The sequence below is a fragment of the Lujinxingia litoralis genome (assembly GCF_003260125.1).
In the GTDB taxonomy this organism is placed as follows: Bacteria; Myxococcota_A; Bradymonadia; order Bradymonadales; family Bradymonadaceae; genus Lujinxingia; species Lujinxingia litoralis.
The window spans coordinates 295,206-308,438 of sequence record NZ_QHKO01000003.1 but is presented as its reverse complement, the minus strand read 5'-3'; the positions used below and the strand labels follow the sequence as shown (position 1 = coordinate 308,438).

10 protein-coding genes are annotated in these 13,233 nt (G+C 65.0%); 8 read left to right on the top strand and 2 right to left on the bottom strand.

Annotated features, from left to right (window positions below):
* The first annotated feature begins 20 nt into the window (after positions 1-20).
* From DL240_RS08590 to cls, 5 genes are all read left to right on the top strand, one after another.
* On the top strand, positions 21-887 hold the full coding sequence (locus DL240_RS08590; RefSeq protein WP_111729470.1) for a hypothetical protein: 867 nt from the start codon (positions 21-23) through the stop codon (positions 885-887).
* Between the two features lie 140 nt (positions 888-1,027).
* The gene (locus DL240_RS08585; RefSeq protein ID WP_111729469.1) at positions 1,028-2,350 is read left to right on the top strand and encodes a BREX system ATP-binding domain-containing protein; all 1,323 of its coding nucleotides are present in this window, start codon (positions 1,028-1,030) and stop codon (positions 2,348-2,350) included.
* A 24-nt stretch (positions 2,351-2,374) separates the two neighbouring features.
* On the top strand, positions 2,375-3,883 hold the full coding sequence (locus DL240_RS08580; protein ID WP_111729468.1) for a BREX system ATP-binding domain-containing protein: 1,509 nt from the start codon (positions 2,375-2,377) through the stop codon (positions 3,881-3,883).
* A gap of 2 nt (positions 3,884-3,885) precedes the next feature.
* On the top strand, positions 3,886-5,949 hold the full coding sequence (locus tag DL240_RS08575) for a DEAD/DEAH box helicase (protein ID WP_111729467.1): 2,064 nt from the start codon (positions 3,886-3,888) through the stop codon (positions 5,947-5,949).
* A 96-nt stretch (positions 5,950-6,045) separates the two neighbouring features.
* A complete protein-coding gene (gene cls, locus DL240_RS08570; RefSeq protein ID WP_199589774.1) occupies positions 6,046-7,521 on the top strand; it encodes a cardiolipin synthase in 1,476 nt (491 codons plus the stop codon).
* Between the two features lie 9 nt (positions 7,522-7,530).
* Here cls and mutY read toward each other — a convergent pair whose 3' ends face one another.
* Positions 7,531-8,640, bottom strand: a complete 1,110-nt coding sequence (gene mutY, locus DL240_RS08565) for an A/G-specific adenine glycosylase (RefSeq protein ID WP_158542445.1) — start codon at positions 8,638-8,640, stop codon at positions 7,531-7,533.
* Complete coding sequence (locus DL240_RS08560; protein ID WP_111729465.1) at positions 8,637-8,930, bottom strand: hypothetical protein; 294 nt, start codon at positions 8,928-8,930, stop codon at positions 8,637-8,639. The genes mutY and DL240_RS08560 overlap by 4 nt, the downstream gene beginning before the upstream one ends.
* Before the next feature lie 254 nt (positions 8,931-9,184).
* Here DL240_RS08560 and DL240_RS08555 point away from each other — a divergent pair, with 254 nt between their 5' ends.
* The 3 genes from DL240_RS08555 to DL240_RS08545 all read left to right on the top strand — a co-directional run bounded on the left by DL240_RS08555 (position 9,185) and on the right by DL240_RS08545 (position 13,217).
* On the top strand, positions 9,185-10,795 hold the full coding sequence (locus tag DL240_RS08555; RefSeq protein ID WP_158542444.1) for a serine/threonine-protein kinase: 1,611 nt from the start codon (positions 9,185-9,187) through the stop codon (positions 10,793-10,795).
* A 24-nt stretch (positions 10,796-10,819) separates the two neighbouring features.
* Positions 10,820-11,698: a hypothetical protein gene (locus DL240_RS08550; RefSeq protein WP_111729463.1), complete on the top strand. Its 879-nt coding sequence runs from the start codon at positions 10,820-10,822 to the stop codon at positions 11,696-11,698.
* Positions 11,699-11,930: 232 nt separating this feature from the next.
* Positions 11,931-13,217 (top strand): protoporphyrinogen/coproporphyrinogen oxidase, encoded by a 1,287-nt coding sequence (locus DL240_RS08545; protein ID WP_111729462.1) that lies wholly within the window; start codon positions 11,931-11,933, stop codon positions 13,215-13,217.
* Positions 13,218-13,233: the final 16 nt, after the last annotated feature.

Below are 13,233 nucleotides of genomic sequence, written 5' to 3'. Positions count from 1 at the left end.
TCCTCAGCCCCGATTCGATCATGACAAGCCCCGCCTCTTCCCACGACATCGCCGGCAAAGTTGATGCCCTTAAAAAAGACGTTCAGACTGCCATGCGCGAGCTCAGCCGCGCCCGAAGCGCTTTAGAGTCGATGACGCGCGCCGGAAACCTGGCCGCCGATCCCGAAAAAGTCGCCACGGCCTTTCGCGACCTGCGCCGCTCTTCGCTCCAAGCGCTGGGCCTCGAAGATGAGCGCCTGGCCCTGGTCGGCGAGCTCGAAGCCTACTTTGAGCGCGAAAAAACACGGCAGCGGATGACGCTCCTGGGCGAGCTCAACCGCGCCCTGACCGAAGAAGGGGGACGGCTGGAACACCTGGGCGATCATCCCCTGACCCTGGGCATTGGTCAGCTCACCCTGACCCTCGATCTGCTCGCCAGGCGCGCCACACTGAGCTACGCCCGCGAAGACATCGCCGAGGTCGAAGCCAGCACCGAGGCCATCCTCAAAGCCGTGCGCCAGACCCGAGACGCCATCCAGAAGCGCGCGCTTCCCAGCGATCTCTTCTTTGAGCGACTCCAGCACGCCTACCGCGTGCAGCTGGCCATGAGTGGCCTGCCCGAGGGGGAACGCGTCGATCTGGTCGATCTTCTGGTCCCCCTGGCGCTGGTGGACACCGACGCCGAGCAGCGCCGCAAAAAAGGCCTCGACGCACTAACCCCCTGGCCGCGTTACCTGCTGGCCTACCAGCTCCAGCGGCTGCGCCGCGACGGCCTTCTCGAACAGCAGGGACGGCGGCTGGACCTGGGCACAGCCACCGGTGGCTCCACCAAAAACAAACAAAATGTGCTCTTTATCCCTGGACACGGCACAGATGGGCAGTATTACTTATCGCTCCGTTTCCAGTGAGCTGTGATGTTGTGGGGCGCTAACGCCATCGATCGCCCCTGAGGTGCGCGCAGCCTGCGTGCGTGCTCGCCTCACCCCATCTCCGACGTCTCATTCCGAAGTGCTCCTGGCGAGCCCTTCAGTTTTCCACGGAACCACCTATGCGCCCCTCCGAACCCAACGCCGCTCTCGAAGATGCGCTTGTCGCCCGCCACATCCTCCAGCGCCTGGGCGAGGGGGGACAACCCCCGCAGCATGGTGTGCGCCGCATCAACGTGGGCAATGAGAGCTACCTGAAGGTGCTCGAGCACGAGTACTTCGACTACCACCTGCGCTTTGGCGCCAGCTTTAAGCTGGTTCAAGGCTACTTTGGCGGTGGCAAAACCCACTTTCTGTACTGCGTGCGCGAGCTGGCCTGGGACCGAGGTTTCGCCACCGCCGTGGTCGAACTCTCCCCCAACGAATGCCCCTACGACGATAGCTTCAGGGTCTATCAGGCCGTGGTCCGTCGTATCGGCCAGCGCCCGCGCACCACGCTGGGCTCCCCGAGCTACGGGCTACCCGATCTGCTGCGCAACCTGATGGATGACCGCGTCGACGCGGCGCTTCAGAGCCCCTCGGTGCCCGATGTCGATGCCGCACGCCAGGCGGTGTTGCATTGGCTGCGCACGTCGGTGGCCCGCGCGGCCTGCGAGAGCCACTCCTACCGCCGCGCCATCGTCGAATTTGCCGCGGCGTTTTTGGACGGGCGCTTTGAAGATGAACAGCGCCTGGAGGCCTGGCTCACCGGCGAGTCGATCCCGGCCAGCGAGGTCCGCGAGCTGGGCGTGTATGAGGATATTGGCAAGAGCAATGGCTTTGTGATGCTCCGCTGCCTCACACAGATGATCGTGGGCCTGGAACTCCCCGGCACCGTCCTGCTCTTCGATGAGGTCGATCGCAACCTCTCGGTAAGTGTGAAACGCAGCCAGATCATCGGCGACAACCTCCGCCAGGTCATCGACCTCTGCGGCCGTCACCAACTCCCCAACACGCTTTTTATGTACGCCGTCCCGCCGGAGTTCATGCGCAACGTGGTGCCGGACTACCCCGCCCTTTACCAACGCCTCAAAAGCCCGGTGCCCCTGAGCGTGCGCAGCCCCCAGGCCGTGCTTATCGACCTGGAGCGCCTCGATCTGGAGCCGGTGGAACTCCTCTCAACGCTGGGCGACAGACTCGTGGGTGTCTTTGAGTCCGCCCGCGACTGCGCCTTTGATCGCTCGCTGCAGGCTGCCAACGCCCATGCGCTGGCCAGCGCCTGTGTGTACAGCTACTTCGAGGTCAACCACCGCCGCCTCTTCGTCAAAACCTGGGTCGACTTCCTGCACCGACAGCTCGTCGATGGTGAACTGGAGCTCGATCAAAGCGCCGCCACCGATCTGGTACTTTCGGGCTACGATGCTCTCTCTCAGACACCGGCCCAGGATGACTTCGCCGACTTTTAAGCGCGCCGCGCTTCAGGGGGGATCATGATCAGCGAAGTGGTCGAACATCCGGTTCACGGCGAAGGTCGTCTGGTAGGCCTGAGGCGCAACGGCCGTCTGGCCCTGGTGGACTTTGACAGCCTCCCGCTGCCCACTCTGGTGCCCACCCGGGAACTTCATCGCCTCGATCAACCACGCGCTGAATCGGTGGCAAGCCCTCCCCAGGCTATGAAGGCCCCCGGGGCCGCCCCCCCGCCCCCCGAGCCCTCCGCCCTGGCGCGCTACGCCCTGAACCCGACCGACGCTGACCGCGCCCTGGAGGCCATGCGCCTGGGAGTCGTCCCGGCCCAGGGCATTGAGGCGTTCACGGTCGCTCGCGAACAGGCCTTCACCAGCCTGAACGACGCCCTTTGCGAAGCCCCGGCTCAGGGCGCGTTACGCGTGATCGAGGGCGACTACGGCGCCGGCAAAACCCATCTTTTGGAGTGGGCCGGCCAGCGCGCGCTCGCCGACAACTTCCTCGTGGCCCGGGTCACCCTGGATGCCGACGAAACCTCTCCGGCGCATCCGCAGCGTGTGTACAGAGCCCTGATAAGTTCCCTGCGTTACCCGGACCGCCCCGACGAACTCGCCCTCGGCCTGACTCCGCTGCTGGAACGCGCGCTGCTCTCCGACTCGGCTCGCGCTCGCTTCGAAGTTGACCAGCGCGGTCATGGCTCTCACCTCTACTTAAGTGCTGCTTTACGCTGGTTCGACGCGCTCAACACGTCCGAGCTGCAAGACGCCCCGCAGCAGCCCCGGACACGACGCGCGGTGCTGGACTGGCTCGAAGGTCAACGCACGCGCTCCAACCAGGACCTAAATGCGGGTCTCCGAGAACTTCCCGGCTCCTACCCCTGGCTCTACAGCCTCAAAGACTATCGCCCCTGGGCGCGCATCTACGCCTATATCCTCAGCGGCATCGCCTCACTGGCCACCTGCTGCGGCTACGCAGGCCTGATCCTCCTGGTGGATGAAGCCGAGCGCTTTGCGCTCCTCTCACGCGAGAACCGCGAACACGCCGCCGCGACCCTGCGCGCGCTGAGCCGCGCTGCGATTGGCGAACGCCTGGGCACACACCCGGCAGACGCCACCCTGGAGCTCGGCGGAGCAGGCCGACTGCGCGAACTTCCCTGCCGATTCGAACCCGCCGGGGGCCTGGGTGTGCTCTTTGCGCTCACCCCCGACTACGACGACGATGCTCTCCTCAACGGACTTTTCCCCGACGAGGCTCGTATCCCTCTTGCATCCCCACAGCCGCACCACTACGCCGAACTGGCACGCCGGGTCGCCGCCTTTTACTGCGAAGCCCGGGGCGGCTCCCCGCTGAGTTCCCCTCGCGTGGAAGCCATCGCACAGACCATTGAACGGCTCAGTAACCGGGGCACTCTGCTGACCATGCGCCAGGTGATGAAAACCCTGGTGGAGCTCCTCGACGTGCACCGCCACTTTCCCGAGCGCGCCGACGGTGTCGTCGACAACCTCTCCCGCGTCAGCCACTTCGACATCTTCTGATCATGACCTTTGCAGACGACACGGTCGAACAACTTCGCCAGGCGCGCGCCGCGCTCCCACACACCTGGCACGCATTCTATGCGCGCTTTGGCAATCTGCGCCCGGCCCAGCGCCAGGCCGTCGCCCCGGTGGTCGCCGGCCGAGACACCCTGGTGGGCGCCCCGACCGCCTCGGGCAAAACTGAAGCTCTGATGGCCCCCCTGGCGCAGCGTTTGCTCAGCCGTCGTAACGCTCCCGATGGTCAGGTGCGTCTGCTGGTCATCAGCCCGACCCGCGCCCTCTGCAATGATCTCCTCCGCCGCATCGAACCTCCGCTGCGCCGCTGCCATCTGCGCGCAGCCGTGCGCACCGGCGACCACAGCCTGGACATCACCCGCAACGCGCCACCGGTAGTCATCACCACCCCGGAGTCCCTCGACTCCATGCTCTCGCGCTGGCCGGCCGCGCTGCGCTCGGTCGAAGCCCTGCTCCTCGACGAGATTCACCTGCTCGATGGCAGCGCGCGCGGCGACCAGCTCCGGGTGCTCCTCCACCGCCTGGAGCGCATCTGCCACACTCGCCCCCAGCGCTGCGCCGCGTCGGCCACCCTTCCCCATGCCGCCACGCTCGCCGGGCGCTACCTCACCGACGCCGACCTCATCCTGGCAGACAGCGCCGGACGCGGCGTCGACGCCCGCCTGGTGCACACCCCCGAACTGGCCGACGCCGCCACCGACATCGCCGACACCTTCCTCTCTGGCGAGTCGCGCAAGATCCTGGTCTTCGCCAACGCCCGCGCGCAGGTCGAATCCCTGGTGGCCTGCCTGGCCGGCCATCCCCGCCTGGCCGGACGCGTGTTTGCGCACCACGGCTCGCTCTCGCGCTCGGTGCGCCTGCGCACCGAGCGCCGCTTCCTCGACGCCCCCGCAGCCATCTGCGTGGCCACCATGACCCTGGAGTTGGGCATCGACATTGGCGACGTCGACCGCGTCGTGCTGGTGGGGCCTCCTCCCGATGTCGGCTCCCTGGTTCAACGGGTGGGCCGCGCCAACCGTCGCGGCCAGGTAGCCCACGTCACCTGCCTGGCTGCCGGCGACTTTGAGGCCCTTCGCCTTGAGCACCTCCTCGCCCGCGCCGACGATGGCCGCCTCTTCGACGATCCGGTCCCCTTCCGACCTTCGGTCCTTGCGCAACAGGCCATCTCCCTGCTCTTCCAGAGCCGCCACAAATGGATCGGAGCCGAGGTACTTCATCAGCGCCTGCCTCCCGACCTCGCACAGTACTTCCGCGCGCATGATCTTCTTGAACTTCTTCAGAAGATGTCCGACGTCGGCTACCTCACCCCCCTCAACGGACAACGCTTCGCCGCCGGAGAGCGTGCCCTCAAAATGTATGACCACGGCCTGATGCACGCCAACATCGACGACACCCCCGAGATCGAAGTCTTCGACGAATCCACCGGCGAGCTTCTGGGTCGCGTGGCCTTGAGCCGCAAACAACGAGAGTCGATTCAGGGCGGCGGTGAGGTGGGGCTCTCGCTGGCCGGACGCCGCCGCGAAGTCGTACGGGTGACTCAAGACCAGGTCTTCGTCGACAGCGCTCAAGGCGAAGCTCCCAGCGCCTTCTTCGCCCGCCAGGCCCCCCGCTACGCGTTCGAGCTGGCCCGCGACCTGGCAGCCTTCCTGGGGATCGGGCACCACGAGTTGCGGGTCGAACGCTGGAAGAGCGGCCCCATGGTAGGCCACTTCCTGGGCACCCGCTGGGGCCTGCTCTTTGAGGGCATCCTGCGCGATCGTAGCCTGGCCGCTCGCCCCGGCAACGCCTTCTTCCAGACGCTCAAACGAGAGCCCCGAAACAGCGATGGCCTCGACGACTTCGAGCGCCTGGAGCGCGACGCCCGCGCGTTCATCGCCCGCGAAAGCGAGCGCCTGGCCCGGCGCCTGGACATCGGCCCCTTTGTCGACGCGCTCCCCCCCTCAATGTTGCGCACCTGGCTGGACGAAGCGCTCGATCCGGCCGGTTTTGCCCACAACCTGAGCCAGTGCGCCTGGACCGAAGGTCCCATCCTCCCGCTTCCCCCGAACTAAGCCCCCGGACGTCTTTGCCTCGGGTGCTCCTGCCACGTATGGTCGGGCGCGGAGCGAGGTGCTCTGACTTGATTGATTTGATCCGAAGGCGCGCTTGTGTTCGACACGATCTCAGAGCTTGTGCAGGCCTCCATCGGCCCTTATCTCCCGATGACGCTGACCGCGCTCGCGCTGGTCGCCGCGCTCCTCTCATCAGGTCATATTCTGCTCTCTCGCCGTGCCCCGGGCTCAACCATTGCCTGGATGGCCCTGGTGTGGCTGGCGCCGCTGCTGGGCTCGGCAGCCTACCTGATGCTTGGCATCAACCGCATCCAACGCCGCGCGGAATCGCTGGGCATCCCCCACCATCAGCGGCGAGATACCCTGGAACGCTATCGCGTCGACGATGACGCGCTGACCTTTCATCTGACCCCGCGCGCTGTCCACCTGGTGCCCCTGCGCGCCCTGATCGATCGCGTGGTGCGTCGTCCCCTAGTGATCGGCAACGCCATCACCCCCCTCTTTGACGGCGACGGCGCCTACCCAGAAATGCTCCGCGCCATCGACGAGGCGAAGTCCTCCGTCACCCTGGTCACCTACATCTTCGATAACGACGAAATCGGACGCCAGATCGTCGACGCGCTGGCGCGGGCCCACACACGCGGCGTCCACGTCCGCGTGCTCATCGACGCCGCCGGCCTGCGCTACTCCTTTCCCTCAATTCTCAGACGACTCAAACGTGCCCGTATCCCCGCGGCGCGCTTTCTGCCTTCCGTGCTCCCGCCACACATCATGACTGTCAATCTTCGCAACCACCGCAAGATCATGGTCATCGACGGTCACCTGGGGTTCACCGGCGGCATCAACATCCGCGACGCTCACCGCCTCAGCACGCATCCATCCTTCCCGGTTCACGACCTTCACTTCAAGGTCCAGGGCCCCGTGGTCACCCACCTCCAGGAGGTCTTCGCCGAAGACTGGGAATTCACCACCGGCGAGCATCTTAAGGGCGACGCCTTCTTCCCCGAGCCTACGACCGCCGGTCAGGCAATGGCCCGAGGCATCGCCGATGGCCCCGACGAAGATCTCGACCGTCTGCGCTGGACGATGGTGGGCGCGATCGCCTCGGCCCGCGAGCGCGTCCGCATCATGACCCCTTATTTCATCCCCGATGATTCTCTGATCACCGCACTCAACCTGGCCGCGTTGCGCGGAGTGCAGGTCGACATCCTGCTGCCCTCGGTCAACAACCTCGTCTACGTGCAGTGGGCCTCCATGGCGCACCTGGGAGCCTTGCTGGAGTGGGGCTGCAACATCTACTTCAGCCCTCCGCCCTTTCATCACTCCAAGCTCATGGTCGTCGATGGCACCTGGTTCACCCTGGGCTCCGCCAACATGGACCCGCGCAGCCTCCGCCTGAACTTTGAGTTCAACCTGGAGTGCTGGGACCCCACGCTGGGAGGACACCTCGACCAGATGCTCAGCGACCGCATCAGCGAAGCCACCCCGATCACCCTGGAACAATGGCAGGAACGTCCCCGCTGGAAGCGACTTCGCGACGGTGCCGCCGCCCTCCTCTCGCCCTACCTCTGAGGCCGCTTCTCACGCCTCAAGGACCTCGGCCTCGACCCAGCGCCGCAGTATTTTGCGCGTCAGCGCCGAGATGGCAGCCCCCTCAACCTCGCCCTCCCGAAGCCAGCGCCAACGCTCAGGATCGCTCCATTCGGGCGTCTCCGAAAGCTCCAGCGATAAAATGCGCGTCTGAAGTCGGCGATGGGAGAAGATATGTGTCAGCTCTCCAACTTCGACGGGCTCCCCCTCGATCCCCAGCATCGACGCGACCTCGCCGACACCAGGCCAGCGCTTGCCCTCACGCTCCACCGTCGGAAACTCCAGCAAACCAGCAAGCAAGCCCCCGGCCTGGCGGGGACCCACCAGCAACTCCCGCCCCTCCGGACCGACACGCCAGACCACGACCGCGACCGCACGCATTGGTTTTGGCGCACTTCGACGAGTCACCTCGGGCAACGCCTCGGGCTCTCCCCCGGCAAATCCCGCACAGAACTCACGCACCGGACAGATCAGACACGCCGGCGAGCGCGGCGTGCACACCTGAGAGCCCAGCTCCATGAGCGCCTCATTGAAGTCGCCCGGTGACACCGGATCGACCAGCGCCTCGGCCAGCGCCCAGTGCTTCTTATGGTTCTCGGTACTTCGCGGGTCGCCGCGCAGCTCAAAGACCCGCGACAGCACCCGAATCACGTTGCCATCCACGATCGCCGCCGGCCGCCCGTACGCAATCGACGCGATCGCCCCGGCCGTGTAGGGCCCCACGCCGGGAAGCTCCCGCAGCCCCTTGACCGTCGAGGGGATCCTCCCCTGATGCTCCTCCACCACCTGCCGAGCTGCGCGATGCAAAAATCGCGCGCGCCGGTAGTAGCCCAGCCCCGACCACAGCTCCAGGACCTGCTCCTCATCGGCCGCCGCCAGCGCCTCCACCGTGGGAAACGCCTCCATCCAGCGCTCAAAGTAGCCAATGACCGTTACGACCTGAGTCTGCTGCAGCATGATCTCGGAGACCCAGGTCGCATAGGGGTTCCCCACCCCGCGCCAGGGCAGCTCACGTCGGGCCTGCCGAAACCAACTCAGCAGCTGCGTGCGAAACGATACGAGCTCCTCGCCCCACCCATACTCCGCAAGCACCTGCCTCACTGCGGCTCCGGCGCCACACACTGAAGGGAGCTCTCGTCATAGACCTCGCCATCAGCGCAGCCTTCGCATCCCGACTCGCAACGCGCCAACGGACACCCGCGCTGGTCCTGAACGATCTCCAGCCCACAGCCTTCACGGCACTGTGGTTCCTGCACCGCCGGACAGCTGATACACTTCTCGCCGGCCTCATCATAATACTCGCCCTGATGGCAATCCTCAGGCCGATCAGTCGCCTCCGAACCGCAGCCCATCGCAAACAGGAATCCCGCGGCCAATATCCACTTCTTCATCGTGTCCTCACTGCATGGCGGTCACGGACAGCGCTGCTGCCCGACCTCTACCTAACAGCCTCATCCCCCGGTGAAAAGCCCGCCCGAGCGCCCGGGCGTCAATTGCGCATCCCCCCGGCCTTTGTTACGGTATGTTGAACGCTCGCCGCCAGATTTACCGCTGCCTTTCAATGGCACCCTGGCGAACCACGAGCGCTTCAACTTCAGCTCTAGCGTTCATCGACCTTCGAATCTCCGCTCTCCTCGGTCCAAGCATGGCAGCAGGCGCCCGCGTCGGGACGGTCATCGACAATAAGTACCGCCTTGACGAGCAGATCGGTCACGGCGGCATGGGAGCGGTCTACCGCGGCACACAGCTGATGGTAGACCGACCGGTGGCTGTGAAGCTGCTGCACCCCAACTTTGCCCAACAGCAAAGCGTCCAGGCGCGTTTCGAGGTCGAGGCCCGGGCCATCGGCCGGCTCAACCACCCCAACTGCATCACGCTCTACGATTTTGGCTACTCCGAAGATCTGAACGCGCTCTACACGGTGGTGGAGTTCATTGATGGCACCGCCCTGGACCAGCTGGTGCACCAACGCCTGGAGCTGGCCGAAGTCGTCTCCATTCTCAAGCAGATCGCGTCGGCCCTGGATCACGCCCACCATCACGGCATCCTCCATCGCGATCTGAAGCCAGAAAACATCATGCTCGCCCGTCAGACCGACGGCAGCCGGGCGGTCAAAGTCCTCGACTTTGGCATCGCCCAGATCGTGACCGGAGAGAGCAGCGACGAGGACGATTTCGAGGCCGACCGCCTCACACGCGCCGGCGAACTCTTTGGGACGCCCCCCTACATGAGCCCGGAACAGGCGCAATCCTCCCGCAACCTGACCCCGGCCACCGATCTCTACTCTCTAGGGGTGATCGGCTACGAACTCCTCGAAAACCGGCTTCCCTTCTTTGCCGACACCCCGCTCGACATCTTGATGATGCACATTCATCAAGATCCCCCACCCCTGCGTCGCCCCGGTCTCCCCGCGGAGCTGCGCCAGGTGATCGCGGATCTGCTCGCCAAAGATCCGACCGCTCGCCCGAGCAGTGGCAAAGTTGTTCACGATCGACTCGCGCAGATCTCGCACAAAGAACTCCAGGTCCCGCTGGCCGGAGTCAGCCCGTCCGAGGGATCCGCAACTCGCGAGCAAGAGCCCACCCTGCTCAACATCGATGAGAGCGATCCCTCGCTCAACATCCCACTGGACCTCCCCTCTCCACACACCTCTTCCATCGTCGAAGCTCCCGGCGACGCCAGACCTACGACGATCCCGACCATGCTCGGCGCCCACGAGCCCGCACCACGGCACCTGCCTCCGCCCACCGATGCCGGTCCCTACCCGCGCGCGCAGACAGACAGGCACCGCGGCCGCGTGCTGGGCCTGGCCCTCGTGCTCGTAGCGATGTTTGCCTCCCTCCTCTGGTGGGTCGGAGCCAAAACAGACGCCAACACGCCCGCCGCCGCACCTCAAGACAGCCCCGCGGCCGCCTCCTCGACTCCCGAACCTCCCCCCATGCCCCCCCGGAGCCTCCCCACAGCCGACGGCCCCGCTCCGCGCGAAGTCAGCGTCGCCGAGCCCGAGACGCCCACCCCCGAAGCCCCCACTGACCTTCAAGACGCCGCCGCGCCGGAGTTCCCTCCTCCCCCTCCGCCTACTCGCCCGGCCACGCAGCGCCGCGCCGAGTCCGACTCTTCGAAGCCTTCACGCCCGCGAAGCACCCGGCGCACCGCCTCCTCGAAATCCACTACCGAGGAAGACGCCCCGGTGCGCCTGCACTACGATGAGCAGAACGAAAATGCACCGCGCCGACCGGCGCGTCTGGGTCTTTGAACCCTCTTTTTGCGGAGCTTGCCTGTGAGTTTCTTCCCCCGCACGCTCGCCATCTCGATCGCCTGGCTGGTCCTTTGCTTCAGCGCTACGGCCGCCGCTCAGGGCGAGGACCCGAACTACGAGCGCATGCTCGAACTCAGCGATGAAGCCACCCGCGAGGTTCTCGACGGTAACTTCGAAGCCGGCGCCATTACCTTTCGCGCTGCCTATCGCGCCTACGCCGATCCGGTGCTCCTCAAAAACGAGATGATCGCCTGGTACCGCGCCGGTGACTGCCGAAGCGCCCTGGCCCCGGTGCGGGACTTCTTAAAGAGCGACCAGGCCTTGCCCGAAGACCTGGCCGATGTGCGCACCGTAGAACGCGACTGCCACCTCAACCTGGCCGAAGAAGCCCTGAACGACGACGACCTCCCGCTGGCCAACTACCATCTTGGCGAGTTGGAGCGCCTACACCTTTCCACCGAATCCAGCGAGCGTCTGACCAGGCTGCAAGCCCAACGTGATGCGCTCGCTCCGGAAGCCCCGGTGGCCTCAGTCGGCGGGTTTGACTTTGCGCCCACGCCGCTGGCCTGGGCCTTCCTCGGCGGTGGGAGCGCCACAGCCATCACCGGCATCAGCCTGCACATCATCGCCCTGCAACGTCAGAGCGAGCTCGATGCCCTCTCCCGATCCGAGGATCCCGCCGACGCCGAACGCCTGATCATCCGCCGCCGAGCGTGGAGCGACTACCAACGCAGCGCCCGCTGGATGGTCCCCACCCTCTACACCCTGAGCGCCGCTGCCCTTGGCGCCGGTGTCTACCTCTCCATCGTCGACCGCCGAAGCGAAGACGCCCAGGCACTGCGACTGACCCCGGTCCTCGGCCCCGGCCTTAGCGGCGCGAGCCTGCAGCTTCTCTTTTAATCGCTGCGCCTTTCCCTCTAAGCTTGCCTCACCCTTCGGACGTCAGCCTCCCGAACACCCTCGGCCAGACGCTTCCGTTACCTTCGTCGGCACGGTTCGCCGAGCGATGTCCCTCATTGCTTTTCCGTCGTGCAAACGCCGCCCGGGACGTAACCTTGGCACAAGGCCCCGCGGCCCCCCTGAGCCAACTGCACATCCTACCGCCCGTCATCGCATCTTGAGAGTATGACCTATGTCTCAACCCCTGCTCGAAACATCCTTTCTCGTCGTCGGTGCCGGCATGACCGGCCTGGCCTTTGCCAACTTCCTGGAGAGCGATGATGTCCTCGTCGTCGAGCGCGATCAGGAGATCGGCGGCTGGTGTAAAACCGTTCACCAGGATGGCTTCGTCTGGGACTACTCCGGACACTTCTTTCACTTCAAACATCCCGACATTGAAGCCTACCTCCGCGAGCGGATGCTTCCCGATGAAGTCATCACGGTCGTCAAGAAGTCCCTGATTCAGATCGGGCAAGATCGCATCGACTTCCCCTTCCAAAAGAACATTCACCAGCTTCCTAAAGAGCAGTTCATCGACTGCCTCTACGACCTCTTCTTCCGGGAGGAGGCCGCCCCGCAGGTGGAGAATGATTCGTTTAAAGGCATGCTCTACGAGAAGTTCGGTTGCTCCATTTCGGAACTCTTTCTGATCCCCTACAACGAAAAGCTCTACGCCTGCGATCTCGAAGAACTCGACCGCGACGCCATGGGTCGCTTCTTCCCCTACGCAGACGTCAAAAGCATCGTTCGCAACATGCGCCGCCCCGACAACGCCTCGTACAACGCCACGTTTACCTACCCGATCAACGGCGCGATCCGCTACGTGGAGGCCCTGGCCGGCGAGCTCCCTCCAGAGAAGATTCGTCTGGGCGACGGCGTCGAAAGCATCGATTTAAATGCAAAGGTTGCCACACTTCAAAGCGGCCAAAAGGTGCGCTATCGCCACCTGATCTCGTCGGCCCCCTTTGACCGTCTGCTGAACATGAGCTCGCTCCCCCACGATCCGGATGTTTTCACCTCCAACAAGGTGCTCGTCTTTAATCTGGGGTTCGACAAAAAAGGTCCGGAAGATGTGCACTGGATCTACTTCCCCGAGCGAGAGCTCTCCTTTTACCGGGTGGGCTTCTACGACAACATCATGAACACCGATCGCATGAGCCTGTACGTCGAGGTCGGCATGAGCACCGACGCCGAAGTCGACGTGGCGGCCGCGCGCGAGCGTGTTCTCCAGGATCTCAAGCGCACGGGCATCATCGACGACCACACCCTGCTCTCCCACCACAGCGTGGTCCTGGATCCGGCCTACGTGCACATCACCTCCCGCTCCCGGGACCACTTCGCCGAGCTCTCATCGATCCTAAAGCAGGCCGGCGTCTACTCGGTCGGACGCTACGGCGGATGGACCTACTGCTCGATCGAAGACAACATCGTCGAGGCCCGCGCCCTGGCCGAGCGCTTCAATACCCTGGCCCGAGCTTAAGATGCAGGCGGCGCAT